The following is an 18,229-nucleotide window of genomic DNA, read 5'->3' as shown; positions in this document are numbered from 1 at the left end:
ACAGCACCGACAGTGCCTGTCGGAACAGCACCGACAGTGCCTGTCGGAACAGCACCGACAGTGCCTGTCAGGAATGCGGGAACTTCGCGGCGTGGATCGTGGCGGCGTCGAAGCCGTCGTGCCCGATGACCCACGATCCGCCATTCTGTTGGCATTCGGCGATCTTGCCGAAGATGCTCAGCAGGAAGTAGATGGCCTCCGCCGGGGACCGTGTGGTGGCCAACCGGTGCGATTCGCCCTGTTTGGTGACGTCGAGCCACACCCCGGACTGGCCGTCGAGTCGCATCGCGACGATGTGGTCGACGTCGATGAACGCAACCTTGCGGTGCTGCCAGGGTGTCGTGGGCGAGTACACCTGTTCGAAGACCTGAAGCATGATCGCCATGTCGTACCCGCCTTCCACCTGCGCCCAGTATGGCCTTCGTGGCGGGGTGAACTCCAGGAACGTCGGCGGCGGCTGGTTGGATGGACCGCATGCTGCACGGGCTCTGGTCGCCGGGGGCGGGTCTCCTGCTGTGGCGGGATCAGGGGTCCGATCTACTCGAACTGCCCGAACCTCTCGGACGAGTCCTGCGCCGGCGATTCCGCCGACACCACACGATCCACATACCTGGTGCAAACGGGGTGCGCGCGGAGCGGATACCCGTACTTGCGCTCGCCCCGGCCGAGGCCGCCGATGTCCTGTTCGCGGTCCCCGACGACGCCCCCGACGTCTCGGGGGATCTGCGTTACCTCGCGCATGTAGCGCGCGGCGTCGAGCGCTGGGCGCGGGCCGGACGCGTGGTACCCGAACTGTGCCGGACGGAGGGGCACTGGTGGCCCCGGTGGCGACTGCTCGGTGGCGAGCGCCAGCGTGCTTGGCTGGCCGAGATGACGGCAGCCATGCCGCCGGTGCAGCGGCTCGAAGGTACTCCCCGCGAGATACTCGACGACTTCGTCGGCGAACTCGCCGACGCGGTGGTGCGGCACCTACTGGGGGACCGGGACTCCGAGCACCCGCTACTGCGGGCACTGTTGCGCGGCGAACCGTACGACGGTGGCAACCACCGGATGGCGACCGGGCTCGACGCCTGGCGCGAGAGCCTCACCGTCGACGAGCCCGAACTGGTGCTACGGCTACTCGAGCCTGAGCCTGACCTCGGCGACGGCGCCCTGTGGCGGCTTCAGGTCTGCCTGCGACCCGAGGGAGAGGCGCCGTCGCCGATCCTGCTGCACCGCACCGAGGCCCGGCTGCTCGAGGTCGGGGTCCGCAAGCTCGGCGCCGTCTCCGCGGCCTATCCGAGACTGCGGGATCTGCCGTCCGATCCGGACAGCCTCGACCTGCTGCTGCCCACCGCCGTCGTCACCGACCTGGTGCTGCACGGAGCGCGGGCGCTGCAGCACGCCGGCATCACGCTGCTGTTGCCCCGGGCGTGGGCGGTGGTCTCGCCGTCGCTGCGTGTTCGGGTGTCGTCGCCACCGGCGCCCGCCGCTGAGGAACGCGCGGTCGGCATGAACGAGATCGTCGGGTACGACTGGGAACTCGCGCTGGGCGACATGGTTCTCACCGCGGACGAGCTGGCCCGGCTCGCGAACACCCAGAGCGACCTGGTGCGGCTGCGCGGTCAGTGGGTGCAGGCGGACGCAGCCGTGCTCGCGCAGGCGGCCCGCTACGTGACCCAACGGAATTCGGGTGGCGAGGGCACGCTGGGCGAGTTGCTGGGGCAGCTGATCGAGGCGGATCGGCCTCCGGTCCCAGTGCAGGACCTACAAGCCACCGGGTGGGTGGGCACCCTGCTTGATGGCACCCTCGAGCCGTCGCCGGTCCCGAAACCACACGGACTCGAGGCCGACTTGCGCCCCTACCAGCAGCGAGGCCTGGATTGGCTGGCGTTCATGAGCGAGTTCGGGCTCGGCGCCGTCCTCGCCGACGACATGGGCCTCGGCAAGACGCTGCAGTTGCTGGCCCTGCTCGCCCACGAGCGGTCCGGTAAGCCGACTCTGCTGGTGTGCCCGATGTCGGTAGTCGGCAACTGGCAACGCGAGGCCGCCCGGTTCGTCCCAGACCTACGCGTGCAGGTGCACCACGGTGCCGACCGCAGCCGCGGTGAGGACTTGGCCGCCGCGGTCCGCTCCAGCGACCTGGTGATCACGACGTACTCGCTACTCGCCCGCGACGTCACCACGCTGGCGGAGCAGACGTGGCGCCGGGTGGTGCTGGACGAGGCGCAGCACATCAAGAACTCGGCGACCGCGCAAGCCCGCGCCGCCCGGGCGATCCCGGCCGAACATCGTGTCGCGCTTACCGGCACCCCGGTCGAGAACCGGCTCGACGAGCTGCGGTCGATCCTCGACTTCGTCAATCGCGGGATGCTCGGCAGCCCACAGGCATTCCGGGCCCGGTTCGCTGTACCGATCGAACGCGAGCAGAATGAGCCCGCCATTACCCGGCTGCGGGCGGTGACGGCGCCGTTCATCCTGCGGCGCGTCAAGACCGATCCCGCCGTCATCTCCGATCTTCCGGACAAGCAGGAGATGACGGTGCGGGCGAACCTCACCGTCGAGCAGGCTGCGCTATACCGGGCGGTGGTCGACGACATGCTGAAGAAGATCAAGGACACCGAGGGCATGCAGCGCAAGGGTGCGGTTCTCTCAGCGCTCACCCGCCTCAAGCAGGTGTGCAACCATCCGGCGCATTTCCTGGGTGACGGGTCCGGGGTGCTGCGCCGAGGTCGGCACCGGTCCGGCAAACTCGGCCTCGTCGAGGACATTCTCGACGCGGTGACCGCCGACGGTGAGCGCGCCCTGCTGTTCACCCAGTTCCGGGAATTCGGAGATCTCGTGGTGCCCTACCTGTCGGAGCGGTTCGGTGTCGACGTACCGTTCCTGCATGGCGGCGTCCCCAAGGCGCGCCGCGACCGGATGGTCGAGCAGTTCCAGGGCACGGGTGGACCACCGATCATGCTGCTCTCACTCAAGGCCGGCGGGACAGGCCTCAATCTGACTGCAGCCAATCACGTTGTGCATCTGGATCGCTGGTGGAATCCGGCGGTGGAGAACCAGGCCACCGACCGTGCATTCAGGATCGGCCAGCGCCGTGACGTCCAGGTTCGCAAGCTGGTGTGCGTCGGCACACTCGAGGAGCGGATCGACGCGATGATTTCGAACAAGCAGGAGCTCGCGGATCTCGCCATCGGGACCGGTGAGCGGTGGATCACCGAGATGAGCACCGATCAGCTCCACGACCTGTTGACTCTCGGCGAAGAGGCGGTCGGCGAATGAACGCGCAGCGTGGGCGCCCGGATTTCTCGGAATTCGGCAAACGACGGCCAGTGGTCGGCGGCGTCGAGGCCGCCTCCAAGCGCGGCGCGTTCGCCCGCGGGTGGTGGGGGCGTGCCCTGATCGACGTGCTCGAGCAGGTCGCTGACAGCGGCCGGCTCAGCCGCGGACGCACCTACGCTCGCGGCGGCCAAGTGGTCGCCCTGGACATCGCGGCCGGACGGGCCACCGGCGAGGTGCAGGGTAGCCAGATCGCCCCGTTCACTGCGGTGTTGACGCTGCGGACCCTCGACGACGAGCACACCGCCGAGTTGGTCGACACGGTCCGGTCGACACCCGGACTGCTCGCCGCGCTCGCCGCCGGGGCGGTGCCGCAGGAACTCGCACCCATGCTGGTGCCGGACGGCGGGCGTGAGCTCGACTTCGACTGCACCTGCCCCGACCTCGAGTGGCCCTGCAAACACGTCGCCGCGGTCGCATACCTGCTGGCCGAACGCGTCGACCGCGATCCGATCACGATGCTCACGGTGCGTGGACTCGACCTCGACACACTCATCCGTGCCGTCGGCGGCGAGGAGGAGTCACCGACTGGCGGGACCGACCACTTCGGCGACGACCACTTCGGAGACGAGGTCAGCTACCTGGACCTGCCGGAGGTCGAGTTTGCTGCGGCCCCAGATGATCTCGATGCGATGCTGCTGCGCAAGGTGCTTCGTGAGGGTGCCGAGGACGAGGTGGGCGTGGCTGCGGCCCTTCGCGACCTCGACGAGTGCTACCGAGCGTTGGGGAGTGCGGTCCGGCGTCGGTCATCGAGACTGTCGCCGAACCGTGCACAGCAGCGTCCGTAAGGCGCCGACACCAGTGAATCCCGACTGGTTCACGTGGCGATGTCGACGACGACCCGGGTGGGCTCGCTGAGAGTGAAGACCGTGAACGGGCGTTGGGGACGAGCAGTACCTATGAACGACTGCATGTCACCCTCGGACCAGCTGACTCCTTCCCGCACCTCGGTCACGACGCCCCCCGATGCTCCTGGGACCAAGGGAAACGAACCGGTTTCGGTGTCGTCGGAGGGAAACGCAATTCGGTTGATGTAGATTTGCAGAATTCCGTCTCCTGCCACAGAGATCGGCTTGCCACTGTTGTCCTGGAAGGCGCCATCGACGTAGCGTGCACGCCAACCCGGAGTGCCGGTACCGGCGAACTCGTAGACCACGCGATCGAAGCCCGGATGCTGACCGACCCGCACGTCGGTCAGCATCAGGTCTGCCGATGCTGAGGCTTGCGACGATTGCGGGGCCGTATCGGTAGGGATTGCCGGGTTCGAATTCGGCGCTGGTTCAGTTGCGTCTGCGGGAATTGGTGCGGTAGCGGCGGCTACAGAGGTGGTGGTCGAACTCTGCGGCGCTGCGGTCGTGGTCGAGGTTACCGGCGCACTCGCGGTGATCTCAGCCGACTGGGCATCGGTGCTCCCGCATCCAGTGGCAGTGAATACCACTGTTGCACAGGTCAGCCCGGCGGTTATCGTAGTGAGTCGCTTTCGCAAGGTGAACCTCCCATGTGGGTTGTTGCTGGGCAGATCGAGTAGTTGGACGTGTGGTCCGCGGCAGGGTTGTCCGCGTGAAACCCCGGTCAGAGAGTTGTGAGATCCCACACGTAGAAGGGCAGGGGCAGCAGGGCCAGCAGGGGCACGCTGTTCACGCTGGCAGCAGCGCTCCCCAAGTAGCCCATGCCACCCGCGAGGCGGTGCTTGTTACCCCACGGGTCAAGCTGATAAACCCCGGAGAAGCCGCCCGCGTACCAGCAGTAGATGTCGGCTGTGCCGTACGGACTGAGTACGGGAGTAGTCGTGGGTGTGGCCGGCTCCCATGGGAGGCGGAACTCGTCACTGCAGGGCCGCTCCTCCGACCCGGTATTGGAACCCAGAGCGGTTGCTGTCGGCGCGGCGACACCGCCCAATCCGACAGCCAGCAGCACACCAGCGACAACGAACCCCGAACGCTTCATTTTGATCATCCCCCAAAACATGTCGTAGACGTCCGAGTTGTCGGGGTAGGGATCGACGGCGTTACACACGGCCGATGTGCCTCGGATCACCTTCAGTGCCTGTTCGCCGACAAGAAACGCGGCGCGCCCGCTTCGGGCGAGGAAACCACCGCCACAGACCTGGACCGGGTCGGTGGCGTTGACGTGGATCGCGGCAGCGTATGGGATGCGGAGCCGGATCCGCCGGACCCGTTCCAGGACAGCGACCTGGTTGAGAATGTGCTGCACTTCTACGCCACGGATGCCGGCGTTGCCGAGTACGTTGCGCGGCTCCGGTCCGCCCTCGCGGACACGCTCACTGCGATCGGGCGGTGGCAGATCCGCGGGCCGGTGCCGGCATCCGACGGTGTTGCGGCGTTCAATGCCAAGCATCGACCGGAGCCACCACCGTCGGGGAGTCGGCTGTGGGAGGTCTTCATCGGCCTGCGCGGTCAGGGCGACAACAATCTCCTCGCCGATCGCATCGTGCATGTCCTCCACGACGCCGGCGCACATTTCGACCAGTTGATCTCGGGCTTCCACCCGGCCGGAAGCAGCGAGCAGGAACGAGCACTTCGCAGGTATCCACAGCTTCGCGATCAGCCCCGACATTGACAGGCGTCGCGCGCCCGGCTGCCGATCGGCTCCTCGAATGTTACCGACATGAGCGTGATGTCTATTCTCTCAGGGAGATTCGGCGACCAGTCTCGGTTCGACCCACCGACAGATTTCGTCGCTGGACATCACGCGAACGCCGATTCCCCGACACTCTTCCAGACCCCGGTCGTAGGTCCGGGAAATGCCGTCACTCGCCATCGCCACTCGAAAATCGCGCTCTGTTGCCTCATAGATGCTCGTGCGCGGGCAGTTCGGAAAGTTCGCGCCGATGAACACCAGCGAGTCCACGCCCAACTGATGGAGATGTGCGCGAAGGTTCGTCTCGTAGAACGCCCCCCACCGCGGCTTGAACATCAGCCACTCGTTGTGTGCGATCTTCTGGAATTCGCCGCCGAGCAGCCACTCCGGATCCAGTTCGACGTCCGGGCTGGGTCGGAGTGCAACGTCCAGTTGGCTCCCCTCGGATCCGGGAGCGGCGATCCCCGAACTGTCGGCGACGATGTTGCGTCGGCACAGTTCAGCGTTGCTACCGTCCCGCTCGTACAGACGTACTACGTGCACGATCGGCTTTCCCGCGCGACGGAAGGCCGTCGCGATCTTCGCCATGGTCGGAAGTAGCGGTTCCGTTCCTTCGACATAGGTCGCGCCCCCGGCGCGGGAGAAGTCTGTTTGCACATCGATCGTGATCAGTGCACAGGACTCGACGTTTGGTTCTGTGTCGACCACACTGTCCGTCGTCTGGGTGTACATGGCCGAACTGTATACGGCGCTGGGAGTCTCCCGCCCGCAACTCGAGTCGAATTCGGCACGTGGCGTTGGTAGTAACGCGCAGATCTTCCGGCCAGATGTACCCGGCATGAACAAGATCAGAGCCGCTGCAGCTGTCGCGTCCTTGGGTGTACTTCTCTTCGTCGGCGGCCTGTTCGTTGGCGGCGGAGTTGCGCAGGCCAACCCGCCGTCGCCGGATCCCCTTGCTGGGTGGCCGGAGCCGTTGCGTGCTCTCGTAGTCGCGCTCTCCGAGCCTCTGGTCGATGTATGGAACTTCTTCGTCGACATCTCGTACCTGATCATGCTCGGCCTGTAGCCATTCTGGCTTCCTTCGCGATCACCTCGGTGGCGTGGTGCCGGTGGTGACTGTGTCGGACATCTACGACCCCACCGGTACCGTCGCGAGACCAACGGCGGGCGTCGTCCCGCACCGCTCCATGACCTCGAACAGCTTGGCGTGCATCCGTTCCGCCTGGGCCGGATCGAAGTAGGCGACGTTCAGAGGGTTGGCACGGTTGTGCAGTTCGAGCGGATCTGTCTCCAGGTCGTACATCTCGAACTGGGGCGGCGTCACGCCCGCCGGATCGAAGTACACCGAGTACTTCCAGCGGTGGTCCCGGATGGTGCGCATGTGGTTGGGCTGGGTGACGATGTTCTGTCCGTCAGGGACGCCGCAGTTCTGGTCGTCGTAGGTGAAGTGCACGACGTCCTGTACATGGGTGCTCGGGGAGTTCGGGTTTGCGGCTGCGTCGGCGACGATCGGCATGAGGTCGACGCCGCGGAAGTCCCACGCAGAGAGGTCCGGTACGTCCGCGAGCGTGGCGAGTGTCGGCATCACGTCGATCAGCGAAGCGAGGGCGCCGGTACGCACGGGCTGCGGGAACAGCGCCGGGTTGCTGATCACCAGCGGTACCCGCAGCGTCTCCTCGTACGCGTTGAATATCTTCTGCCGCAGCCCACCGTGTGACAGGCCCAGTTCGCCGTGGTCGGACATCCGGACCACGACCGTCGAATCCCGCATCCCGGGCCGGGATTCGAGGGCGTCGAGTACCGCGCCGATGTGGTCGTCGACCACCTTGTGCATGTACGCGTAGAAGTTGACGTAGTTGCGGGCCGCCTGCTCTCCGGCCAGCGGACCCAGCCCGGCGGCGAGCAGCACCTGCGACTGCATCTGCGGGGTGGGTTTGAAGTTCAGTGCGAGGGTCTCGCCGTATGTAGGCGGTAGGTCGATGCCCTGCGCGAAGACGCCGGGAGCCGACCCGTAGTTGTCGCAGTCGCCGTTGATCGCGTCCCACGTCCGTGGGTACGCGAGCACGTCGTGCGGGTTGACCAACGAGACGATGAGCGCGAACGGGCGGTCGTCGGCGGGGTCGACGCCTCGTAGGAAGTCGACGGCCTGTGCCGCGTAGCCGCTGTCGAGGTCGGCGCATCCGCCACCGAAGTGGTCGGGGTTGGTGTCCTGGCCTCCTTCGGGCGGAACCCAGCCGTGGAAGCCGTACGCGGCGAGGTCCTCGGTCGACGGGTCGCCGCCGTCGGCGCCCTTGCTCATGTGCCACTTGCCGCGGTACTGCACGTTGTAGCCGGCGGAGTCGAGCAGTTTGGCCATGTTCTGGATGTCCAGCGGCAGTGTCGGTTCGGTCGGAGAGAGAGTCCCGCCCTCGGTCAGGGTCGCGGTGACGCCGTGCTGCGCCGGGTAGAGGCCGGTGAAGAACGTGCTCCGACTGGGCGAGCACATCGCACTGTTGCAGAACGCGTTGTCGAAGGACAGGCCAGTGTCGGCGAGGCGTTTACGGTTGGGCAGGTTGTCCTCGGACCACCCCTGCGGCCAGTACATGGGGTCACGTTCCTGATCGGTGACCAGGACGACGATGTTGGGACGGTGGGGGAGGCCGCCCGACTGCGAGCGCGCGGGTCCGGAGGCCGCCGCTGCGTGGGTGGCCCCGCCGGCCATGCCCGCGATCAGCATTGCACCCGCGCTACCGAGGAGGCCGCGCCGCGAGAAGGGGTGGTCGATCGAGTCCAGAATGGGTTCGCCCAGGTCGTCCATCGCTGATCTCCGTCCAGAAGTGCCGCTGAGAACCAGGCGTTCGGATGGTCATTCTTCCGGACGACATGGGCGCTGATCTGGGCTTCGGGCGATTGTCGGGTTCACACCCCTAGACGTGCCTGGACGTCCAACTATAGGATGAACGATGAATATAGGGTGATGCGTCTCCATTGTGTCGTTTGGGATCGACGCAGGCGCTGACCTAGCAGGTACCGACCCGACAGAAGGGTGGATTCGCACATGGGTGTTCGAGAACTCTCCCACTTCATCGGAGGCAAGCGCATCCCCGGAGCCTCCGGTCGATTCGCCGACGTCTTCGACCCCAACACCGGTGAGGTGCAGGCTCGGGTTCCGTTGGCCGGCCGGCCCGAGACCGAGGCGGCAATCGCGAGCGCTGCGGAGGCGCAGCAGGAGTGGGCGTCGTGGAATCCGCAGCGTCGCGCCCGCGTGCTGATGCGATTCCTGCAGCTGATCCAGGACGAGATGGAACCGCTCGCACGGCTGCTCTCGTCCGAACACGGCAAGACCATTCCGGACGCGAAGGGCGACATCCAGCGCGGGCTCGAGGTCGTCGAGTTCGCCACCGGCATCCCGCACCTGCTCAAGGGTGAGTACACGGAGTCGGCGGGCCCCGGAATCGACGTGTTCTCGATGCGCCAACCGCTCGGCGTGGTCACCGGCATCACCCCGTTCAACTTCCCGGCAATGATTCCGTTGTGGAAGGCCGCGCCCGCCCTCGCGTGCGGGAATGCGTTCGTACTCAAGCCGTCCGAGCGGGATCCGTCGGTGCCGCTGCGTCTGGCGGAGCTGTTCCTCGAGGCCGGTCTGCCACCGGGCGTGTTCAACGTCGTCAACGGCGACAAGGATGCGGTCGATGTGCTGTTGACCGATCCGCGGATCAAAGCTGTCGGGTTCGTCGGCTCCACCCCCATCGCGCAGTACATCTACGAGACCGCTACCGCGCACGGCAAGCGCGCCCAGTGCTTCGGTGGGGCGAAGAACCACGCGATCGTCATGCCCGACGCGGATCTCGAGCAGGTCGCCGACGCGCTGGTCGGCGCCGGGTACGGCTCGGCGGGCGAGCGCTGCATGGCCATTTCGGTGGCGGTGCCGGTCGGGGAGCAGACTGCGGATGCGCTCGTCGCGAAGCTTGCCGAACGAGTAGCGAAGCTGAAGATCGGACGCTCCGACGACGAAGCCGCCGACTTCGGCCCGCTCGTCGGAGCCGACGCTCTCGACCGGGTCAACGGCTACGTTCAGATCGGAGTCGACGAGGGTGCCGAACTAGTCGTGGACGGCCGCGGCTTCGAACTCGACGGGCACGAGGACGGATTCTTCACCGGAGCAACACTGTTCGACCGCGTGACCTCGGACATGCGGATATACAAGGAGGAGATCTTCGGTCCCGTCCTACAGGTCGTCCGCGCGCACGACTACGAGGAGGCCTTGCGGCTGCCGTCCGAGCACGAGTACGGCAACGGTGTCGCGATCTTCACCCGCGACGGCGACACCGCCCGCGACTTCTGCGCCCGCGTCGACACCGGCATGGTCGGCGTGAACGTGCCGATCCCGGTCCCGATCGCCTACCACACGTTCGGGGGCTGGAAGCGCTCCGGGTTCGGTGATCTGGGCCAACACGGCCCCGACTCGATCCGCTTCTACACCAAGACCAAGACGGTCACGCAGCGCTGGCCTTCCGGCGTCAAAGAGCATGTAGATCACTTCGTCATCCCGACGATGAAGTAGGGGAGCGGCCAGTGTTCATCCTGTCCGACGACGAACGCGCGATCAGCGACACCGCGCGTGAGTTCGCCGCGGAGTACTTGGGTCCCAACGCGATCGAGTGGGACCAGACCAAGCACTTCCCGGTGGACGTGCTGCGCAAGGCCGGGGCACTCGGCATGGGTGGCATCTACATCCGGGAGGACGTGGGCGGCTCCGGCCTCAGCCGACTCGACGGCGTCCGCATCTTCGAGCAACTCGCCACGGGATGCCCGTCGATCGCCGCATACATCTCGATCCACAACATGGTCACATGGATGATCGACGAGTTCGGTACCGAGGAGCAGCGCCGGCTCTGGGTGCCCCCGCTGGCGGCGATGGAACACCTCGGCAGCTACTGCCTCACCGAGCCGGGCGCGGGATCGGATGCGGCAGCCCTGTCCACCAAGGCCATTCGTGACGGAGACGACTATCTGCTCAACGGGGTCAAGCAGTTCATCTCCGGCGCGGGAACGTCCGACGTCTACATCGTCATGGCCCGTACGGGTGAAGCAGGCGCCCGCGGCATCTCGGCATTCATCGTGCCCAAGGACTCGCCCGGACTGTCGTTCGGCGCCAACGAGAAGAAGATGGGCTGGAACGCCCAGCCCACTCGACAGGTGATCCTCGATGACGTGCGGGTGCCGGCCGCGAACTTGCTCGGTGGTGAAGGTGAGGGCTTCCCCATCGCGATGAAGGGCCTCAACGGTGGACGTCTGGGCATCGCCGCGTGCTCGGTCGGCGGTGCGCAGGTCGCCTTCGACAAGGCCGTCGCCTACCTCGCGGAGCGCAAAGCGTTCGGGTCGGCGCTCGTCGAGTCGCAAGCGCTGCAGTTCCGGCTCGCCGACATGCGGATCGAACTCGAAGCCGCGCGCACCCTGCTGTGGCGGGCGGCGGCCGCTCTCGACGCCGACACCGCGGACAAGGTGGAGTTGTGCGCGATGGCCAAGCGTTTCGCCACTGACACCGGATTCAAGGTCGCGAACGAGGCACTGCAGATGCACGGCGGCTACGGCTATCTGGCGGAATACGGATTGGAGAAGATCGTGCGGGACCTGCGGGTGCACCAGATCCTCGAGGGCACCAACGAGATCATGCGAGTAGTAGTCGCCCGCGCGTTGGTCGGGCCGGCGTGAGCACGGCGAGCGGCGACGATCGACGCGCCGCCGCCGGTACGGCGTCGAACCAGGCCGAGGTGATCGTCGAGCGGGTCGGCGGTCTCGGTCGCATCACCCTCAACAGACCCAAGGCGATCAACGCGCTCACCCACACCATGGTGCAGGCGCTGACGTCGACGTTGCTCGAATGGGCCGCCGACGACTGGGTCCACGCGGTGCTGGTCATCGGCGCCGGCGAGCGCGGTCTGTGCGCGGGAGGCGACATCGTCTCGATCTACCACGACGCCCGCGAGGGTGGCAGTGGGTCGAAGGACTTCTGGCGGGACGAGTACGTGCTCAACGCCGCGATCGCCCGCTCCGGCAAGCCGTACGTCGCGATCATGGACGGCATCGTCATGGGTGGAGGTGTCGGGATCTCGGCCCACGGCAACGTACGGGTCGTCACCGAGCGATCGACGATCGCAATGCCCGAGGTCGGGATCGGATTCGTCCCTGATGTCGGCGGAACCTACCTGTTGTCGCGGGCGCCCGGGGAGCTCGGCACCCACATCGCGCTGACGACGTCCCGACTGGGGGCCGGCGACGCCATCTACTGCGGATTCGCCGATCATTTCGTCCCGTCGGGTCGGCTCGCGGAATTCGAACGCGTGCTCTCGACCGGCTCGGTCGAGGACGCGCTGGCATTGTTCGCGGAGCCGCCCCCAGCATCGGAGCTGGCCGAGCAGCGTGGCTGGATCGACGCGGCCTACGCCGCCGACACGGTCGAGGAGATCGTCGCCAACCTCCGCGCGAGCGGCGTGCCTGAGGCGACGGCGGCCGCAGAGCAAATCCTCGCGAAATCCCCTACTGCCGTGAAGGTGACGTTGCGGGCGCTGCGACAGGCACGTGAATTCGGCAGCCTCGAGGAGGCGCTCGATCAGGAGTACCGGGTGTCGTCGGCGTGCCTGGATTCTCATGATCTGGTGGAGGGCATTCGCGCGCAGGTGGTAGAGAAAGACCGGAAACCCGCATGGTCGCCGTCGACCCTCGAGGCGGTCACCGACGAACACGTGGATCGATTCTTCGAGCCTCTCGGTGAGTCCGAACTCGGTTTGGCCGCGGCGCTCGCGAATGGGGAGGAGAAGCAATGACTGACAAAGGCACCACCATCGGATTCGTCGGCCTCGGTCACATGGGTGGACCGATGGCGGCGAACCTGGTGAAGGCCGGGCACCGAGTGCGTGGATTCGATCTCGTCCCGGCCGCGTTGGAAGTGGCCGCGCGGGCCGGCGTCACCGTGGTCGGCTCGGCCGCTGAGGCGGCCGCCGACGCCGATGTGGTCATCACGATGCTGCCCGGCGGCAAGCATGTGCTCGACCTCTACCGCGGTGGTCTCCTCGCCGCGGCGCGTCCGGGCACGCTGTTCGTCGACTGCTCGACGATCGACGTCGCCGATGCCCGCACCGCCCACGACCTCGTCGAGCAAGCGGGTCATCGTGGTGTCGACGCGCCGGTCTCAGGTGGTGTGATGGGTGCGTCCGCGGGCACGCTGGCGTTCATGGTCGGGGGTGCCGACGAGGACTTCGAGACAGTGAGTCCGCTGCTCGAGGCGATGGGACGCAAGGTCGTGCACTGCGGTGGGGCGGGCGTCGGACAGGCCGCGAAGATCTGCAACAACATGATCCTCGGGGTGTCGATGATCGCGATAAGCGAGGCGTTCGTGCTCGGGGAGAAGCTGGGACTGAGCAACCAGGCCCTGTTCGACGTCGCCTCCAACGCGTCAGGTCAGTGCTGGGCACTGACCACCAACTGCCCGGTGCCGGGGCCGGTTCCTGGGAGCCCGGCGAACAACGACTACGAGCCGGGCTTCGCGGCCGCGCTCATGGACAAGGACCTCGGTCTGGCTGCGAACGCGTTGCGTGACAACGGTGTCGACGGCGAACTCGGAATTCGGGCCGCCGAGCTGTATCGGAGGTTCCACGAGACCGGGCACGGCGGCGAGGACTTCTCGGCGATCATCAGGGACATCAGGGACAGGTCGAACGGAGACACTCGATGACGGACTACGAGACCATTCGGGTCGGACGGACCGGCCGCGTGGGCATGATCACGCTCGACCGGCCGGACGCCCTCAACGCGCTCAACGCGCAGCTGATGTCGGAGGTGGTCGCTGCCGTCGAGGACTTCGAGAAGGACCGGAGCATCGGCGCGATCCTGCTCACCGGCAGCGAGCGCGCGTTCGCGGCGGGCGCGGACATCAAGGAGATGCAGAGCAAGTCGTTCATGGACATGTACCTCGACGACTGGTTCTCGGCGTGGGATCGCCTCGCCGCGGCCCGAAAGCCGATCGTCGCCGCCGTCGCCGGCTACGCGCTCGGGGGTGGATGTGAACTCGCGATGATGTGTGACGTGTTGATCGCCGCAGACTCGGCCAAGTTCGGTCAGCCCGAGATCAAGCTCGGCGTGCTGCCCGGCATCGGTGGTTCGCAGCGGCTGACCCGGGCAGTCGGCAAGGCCAAGGCGATGGACCTGTGTCTGACCGGCCGCACCATGGACGCCCAGGAAGCCGAGCGCGCGGGGCTGGTCTCCCGGGTCGTACCGGCCATCGACCTGATCGACGACGCCATCGCGACCGCGTCGAGGATCGCCGACATGTCCCTGCCGATCGCGATGATGGTCAAGGAGTCGGTCAACCGGGCGTTCGAGTCAACGCTGACCGAGGGTGTGCGGTTCGAACGGCGAGTGTTCCACTCCGCGTTTGCGACCCAGGACCAGAAGGAAGGCATGGCCGCGTTCACCGAGAAGCGTGATCCGAACTTCGGCCACCACTAGCAGCGGCCCAGCCCGGTCCCACGTCTCAGGACGGTGCGGGGCCGGGCTGCGGTAGTGCCACTTTGTCAGTGCCTTTTGCTGATGCCCCTTGCTAGTGCCACTTTCCGGGTCTGTCGCCGGTGTCGAAATCCCCTGCCTGATGACGCAGTTCGGTGAGAATGCGGATCAGCGCGTCCAGCTTGTCGGGTGCCAGGCCGGGCTCGGCGAATACCTGTTCGTTGAGTGCCCTGGTCGCGCGGACCGACAGTTCACGTCCCTCGTCGGTGATCTCGACGAGGGTTGCACGCCTATCAGTCGGATGCGGTACACGGCGCACCAGGCCGGCGGCCTCGAGTCGGTCGACCGCGTTGGTCACGCTCGTCGGGTGTACCTGGAGTCGGGCGCTTGCCTTGGCCATCGGCAGCGCCCCGTTGCGGGTGAAGGTCAGCAGTGTCAGCAGTTCGTAGCGTGAGAACGTCAGCCCGAAGGGCTTGAGGACCTCCTCGACCCGGGCCATCATGATCTGCTGGACGCGCACCACCGACGTCACTGCGGCCATGCCGTCGGCCACGGCCCCCCAACCGTGCTCGGTCCACTGTCGATGCGCTTCCTCGATCGGGTCCAGGGGCAACGGTGACGGTGTCGGCATGTCCCGATCCTCCCACGTGCGAGTTCGCGGTTCGCGGACCCACCGCAAACACGCGTGCGGGCCGGATCCACAGTGGACCCGGCCCGCACGCGTGGGTGGAGGTCAGCTCCCCGTGGTCATTCCCAGGTCGCCCAGGGTGTCGACCAGCGCGTTGCCCAGGTAGACAAGTTCGATCACGGCAGAGATCGTGTTGACATTCATTCGTCACTCCTTTGAGATGCTTTTGTGTTGGTGGCGTGACGCCACTCGCGGTAGAAGTTATCAGTAACCGAGTGGTTTGTCTGAACTGTGTCGATTTGGTATGGGTCTATCCCGGCGCCCGGAGGCTGACCCGCTGTGTCGATTCCTAGCGTGACGTTGTCTCGCAACGGGCAGGAGATCGAATGGACCTCGACGATCGGATCACCTCGTACACCCGGAACGGTTTGACGTTCGACGTGCGCGACGAGGGACCCGCTGATGGCGCTCCGGTCGTCCTGCTGCATGGATTTCCGCAGGACTCCCGCTGCTGGAGCCGCGTTGCTCCGCTTCTGCACGCCCGGGGATTTCGTACCTTCGCGGTCGACCAACGAGGATGCTCGGCGGGCGCACGGCCGCGCTCCCGGTGGGCGTACCGGTCATCGGAGTTGGTCGCGGACGTAGTGGCGCTGATCGACCGGATAGGGCGCGGACCGGTGCACGTGATCGGCCACGATTGGGGAGCGGCGGTCGCGTGGTGGCTCGGCGCACGGCGACCCGATCTCGTGCGGACACTCACCGCGCTCTCGGTGCCGCACCCCACGGCCTTCGTACGGGCCTTGCTCACCAGCCGGCAGATCCGAATGTCGTGGTACATCCTCGCCTTCCAGCTGCCGGTGATTCCCGAGAAGCTTCTCGCGGCAAGCGGATCCGTCCGGCGGTACCTGATCGCCAGCGGAATGAGCGACGCCGCCGCTGATCGCGACCTCGGTGCGATGCGGGACCGGAGCCGCGCCCGTGGTGGGCTGAACTGGTACCGCGCGTTGATGATGACCGCACCTCACTCCCTTCCGAACCGCGTCCGCGTGCCCACCCTGTATGTGTGGAGCGACGCGGACGCGATGCTCGGCGAAGCCGGCGCACGGCTTGCCGGCCGGTACGTGGACGGCCCCTACATGTTCGAGGTCCTGCCCGGGGTCAGTCACTGGATCCCGGAGGAAGCGCCCAAGGCCCTCGACGCCCTACTGGGCGCTCACCTCCGGTAGGCGTCACGCGCCGGCGTAGTCCCCGAACCGTTCGTCGACCTCTTCTGGGGTCAGCCCGTAGTCCTCGAGCGTGTAGCGATGGGCCGGTTTGCGGTTGCCGGAGCGACTCTCGGCATGCATGTCCTCCATCGCGCTGTGTGCCTGCTCCGACAGGGGGATCGAGAAGTGCGAGTAAATCCCCTCGACGGTGCCCAGCGGGTCCGCGACGAAGTCGCTGTAGTCGACATCGACGAACTGGGCGGGGTCGTACTTGGTCCGCGCGGACGTGAAGGTTTCGAGACCGCGCGCCCACAGGTCGAGTTGGCTGCGGCCGATCACCTCGCCACGGAATTTGTTCGACCACCCCTCGGTGGCCTGTTCGGTGAGGCTGCACATCGACGGCACGATCGTCCGTGGCGGGCGATGGGTCTGGACGACCAGTGCGTCGGGATACACCGACATCAATTCGTCCAGCGCGAACAGGTGGCTCGGGTTCTTGAGCACCCAGCGCTGGTTCTGATCGTGCAGGCCGATCAGCTGGAGGTTCTTCTTGTGCCGCGCGTACGCGTTCGTCCAGTCCTGCCCTTCGAGCCACTTCGAGTACGTGGGCAGGTTTGCGAGGCACTCGTAAGACAGCGACTTGAACGTCTGCCGCAGCAGTTGCCAGCACTCCTCGACCTCGCCGGCGGACATGTAGTGCACGCCCATGAACTCGGGATGCTCCACGTGATGTTGGCTGAACTGCTGTTCGAGTGCCTGGAATACCGGGTTGGATTCCCACGTGTCCCGGGGTGGGCGCGGCTGCGGCATCTCCGTCAGCCACATCTCGAGGCCCTGGTGCGCCGGGTCCACCGTGAGCAAACGGTGCAGGGCGGTCGTGCCGGTCCGGGGCAGGCCCGTGACGAAGATCGGTCGCTCGATGCGCACGTCGGCGTGCTCGGGAAACTGCGCCCAAGCAGACTCGCTGAGGAGACGGGCGACGAGGGCGCCGCGCAGGAAGACCCGGGAGATCTTGCTGCCGAACGGGGTCAGATCCTCGTCCCGTGCGTAGGATTCGAGCAGGACTCCGAGCGCCTCGGTGTAGTCGTCGACTCCGAAGTCGGTGAGCCCGGTCATCCGGGTAGCGGACGCGTGCAGGTCCTCGATGGTGCCGACCGTCGTGCGATCGGAACTGGTGCTTTCGGTCATGGTGGCCCTTTGCTCCTCGCTCTAGTGGTGGAACTCGCCGCAGTTGACATCGAGGCACTGGCCGGTGATCGCGCTCGCCATCGGCGAGGCGAGGAAGATCACTGCGTCGGCGATCTCCTCGGTGGTCGGCAGTCGCTTCAGGTCGCTGTTCGCGGCGGTGTGCTCGTAGATCTGTTCGACGGTGATGCCGTACTTCTCCGCCTGGTGCTCGAAGTACTTCTTCAACGTCTCACCCCAGATGTATCCGGGAGCAACGGAGTTGACGCGGATGCCCTGCGGCCCGAGTTCGGTGGCCAGGGACTGCGACATCGCGAGCAGGGCCGACTTGGCCAGTTTGTAGCTGCCGTAGCGTTCCTGGGAGTGCCGCAGCACCATCGAGTTGACGTTCACCACCGCACCCTTGGATTCCGCGAGGACCGGGGTGAACAGTTGGGTCAGCCGCAGCGCCCCGAGCACGGTCAGCTCGATCGCGTCCCGGATGTGCTGGAAGTCGGTGCGGGCGAACGGCTTCATGGATGGCACCGTGAACGCGTTGTTGATCAGCCCGTCGACCCGGCCGTAGGCGTCCGTGGTGGCGGCCAGCAGATGCGCGGCCGAGGCATCGTCGGTGATGTCGGTCGACACCGTCACCGCGCGCCGGCCCAGGTCGGTGACCTCCTTGGCGACCTCGTCCAGGCGGGCCTGGGTGCGTGCCGCCAGCACCAGGTCGGCGCCCGCCTCAGCGCAGCGCAGCGCCAGGGTCCGGCCGAGCGCCGGACCTACGCCCGAGACGACGATCACCTTGTCCTGCAGCAGGTTTGTCATG

The 18,229-nt window shown here is 66.5% G+C and carries 17 protein-coding genes; 9 read left to right on the top strand and 8 right to left on the bottom strand.

Annotated features, from left to right (window positions below):
- Positions 1-67 precede the first annotated feature (67 nt).
- Positions 68-385 (bottom strand): hypothetical protein, encoded by a 318-nt coding sequence (locus EF834_RS00260; RefSeq protein ID WP_127944308.1) that lies wholly within the window; start codon positions 383-385, stop codon positions 68-70.
- Positions 386-474: 89 nt separating this feature from the next.
- On the opposite strand from EF834_RS00260, the gene EF834_RS00255 reads away from it, so the two are divergent.
- Both EF834_RS00255 and EF834_RS00250 read left to right on the top strand, forming a co-directional pair.
- Positions 475-3,261 carry a DEAD/DEAH box helicase gene (locus tag EF834_RS00255; RefSeq protein WP_127944304.1) on the top strand — a complete coding sequence of 929 codons (2,787 nt, stop codon included), beginning with the start codon at positions 475-477 and terminating at the stop codon, positions 3,259-3,261.
- Positions 3,258-4,106: an SWIM zinc finger family protein gene (locus EF834_RS00250; protein WP_127944300.1), complete on the top strand. Its 849-nt coding sequence runs from the start codon at positions 3,258-3,260 to the stop codon at positions 4,104-4,106. Before EF834_RS00255 ends, EF834_RS00250 begins: the two co-directional genes overlap by 4 nt.
- Before the next feature lie 29 nt (positions 4,107-4,135).
- On the opposite strand, the gene EF834_RS18355 is transcribed toward EF834_RS00250, so the two are convergent.
- From EF834_RS18355 to EF834_RS00235, 3 genes are all read right to left on the bottom strand, one after another.
- Entirely contained in the window at positions 4,136-4,519 is a 384-nt protein-coding gene (locus EF834_RS18355; protein ID WP_235870918.1) for an AMIN-like domain-containing (lipo)protein, read from the bottom strand.
- 371 nt (positions 4,520-4,890) lie between these two features.
- Positions 4,891-5,895, bottom strand: a complete 1,005-nt coding sequence (locus tag EF834_RS18275) for a hypothetical protein (RefSeq protein ID WP_206615149.1) — start codon at positions 5,893-5,895, stop codon at positions 4,891-4,893.
- A 72-nt stretch (positions 5,896-5,967) separates the two neighbouring features.
- Positions 5,968-6,651 carry a cysteine hydrolase family protein gene (locus tag EF834_RS00235; RefSeq protein WP_127944295.1) on the bottom strand — a complete coding sequence of 228 codons (684 nt, stop codon included), beginning with the start codon at positions 6,649-6,651 and terminating at the stop codon, positions 5,968-5,970.
- Here EF834_RS00235 and EF834_RS00230 point away from each other — a divergent pair.
- A complete protein-coding gene (locus EF834_RS00230; RefSeq protein ID WP_164874029.1) occupies positions 6,650-6,985 on the top strand; it encodes a hypothetical protein in 336 nt (111 codons plus the stop codon). The two genes, EF834_RS00235 and EF834_RS00230, sit on opposite strands and share 2 nt — an antisense overlap.
- 63 nt (positions 6,986-7,048) lie before the next feature.
- On the opposite strand, the gene EF834_RS00225 is transcribed toward EF834_RS00230, so the two are convergent.
- Entirely contained in the window at positions 7,049-8,716 is a 1,668-nt protein-coding gene (locus EF834_RS00225; protein WP_127944289.1) for a sulfatase-like hydrolase/transferase, read from the bottom strand.
- 240 nt (positions 8,717-8,956) lie between these two features.
- On the opposite strand from EF834_RS00225, the gene EF834_RS00220 reads away from it, so the two are divergent.
- From EF834_RS00220 to EF834_RS00200, 5 genes are read left to right on the top strand one after another with little or no spacing between them, the layout of a single operon-like run.
- Complete coding sequence (locus EF834_RS00220) at positions 8,957-10,462, top strand: CoA-acylating methylmalonate-semialdehyde dehydrogenase (RefSeq protein WP_127944286.1); 1,506 nt, start codon at positions 8,957-8,959, stop codon at positions 10,460-10,462.
- Between the two features lie 11 nt (positions 10,463-10,473).
- Positions 10,474-11,613, top strand: coding sequence for an acyl-CoA dehydrogenase family protein (locus EF834_RS00215; protein ID WP_127944283.1), 1,140 nt, complete (start codon positions 10,474-10,476; stop codon positions 11,611-11,613).
- Positions 11,610-12,725: an enoyl-CoA hydratase/isomerase family protein gene (locus tag EF834_RS00210; RefSeq protein WP_127944279.1), complete on the top strand. Its 1,116-nt coding sequence runs from the start codon at positions 11,610-11,612 to the stop codon at positions 12,723-12,725. The genes EF834_RS00215 and EF834_RS00210 overlap by 4 nt, the downstream gene beginning before the upstream one ends.
- A complete protein-coding gene (gene mmsB, locus EF834_RS00205) occupies positions 12,722-13,633 on the top strand; it encodes a 3-hydroxyisobutyrate dehydrogenase (RefSeq protein WP_127944276.1) in 912 nt (303 codons plus the stop codon). The genes EF834_RS00210 and mmsB overlap by 4 nt, the downstream gene beginning before the upstream one ends.
- Complete coding sequence (locus tag EF834_RS00200) at positions 13,630-14,406, top strand: enoyl-CoA hydratase (protein WP_127944271.1); 777 nt, start codon at positions 13,630-13,632, stop codon at positions 14,404-14,406. Before mmsB ends, EF834_RS00200 begins: the two co-directional genes overlap by 4 nt.
- A gap of 91 nt (positions 14,407-14,497) precedes the next feature.
- On the opposite strand, the gene EF834_RS00195 is transcribed toward EF834_RS00200, so the two are convergent.
- A complete protein-coding gene (locus EF834_RS00195) occupies positions 14,498-15,034 on the bottom strand; it encodes a MarR family winged helix-turn-helix transcriptional regulator (protein WP_127944268.1) in 537 nt (178 codons plus the stop codon).
- Between the two features lie 383 nt (positions 15,035-15,417).
- On the opposite strand from EF834_RS00195, the gene EF834_RS00190 reads away from it, so the two are divergent.
- Entirely contained in the window at positions 15,418-16,257 is an 840-nt protein-coding gene (locus EF834_RS00190; protein WP_127944265.1) for an alpha/beta fold hydrolase, read from the top strand.
- Between the two features lie 3 nt (positions 16,258-16,260).
- Here EF834_RS00190 and EF834_RS00185 read toward each other — a convergent pair whose 3' ends face one another.
- A complete protein-coding gene (locus EF834_RS00185; RefSeq protein ID WP_127944262.1) occupies positions 16,261-17,424 on the bottom strand; it encodes a sulfotransferase family protein in 1,164 nt (387 codons plus the stop codon).
- A 21-nt stretch (positions 17,425-17,445) separates the two neighbouring features.
- The gene (locus tag EF834_RS00180; RefSeq protein WP_127944259.1) at positions 17,446-18,228 is read right to left on the bottom strand and encodes an SDR family oxidoreductase; all 783 of its coding nucleotides are present in this window, start codon (positions 18,226-18,228) and stop codon (positions 17,446-17,448) included.
- Between the last annotated feature and the right edge of the window lies 1 nt (position 18,229).

The sequence above is a fragment of the Rhodococcus spongiicola genome (genome assembly GCF_004011835.1).
Lineage (GTDB): Bacteria > Actinomycetota > Actinomycetes > Mycobacteriales > Mycobacteriaceae > Prescottella > Prescottella spongiicola.
The sequence above is the reverse complement of the archived record's forward strand: the minus strand, read 5'-3'. Positions and strand labels throughout refer to the sequence as shown.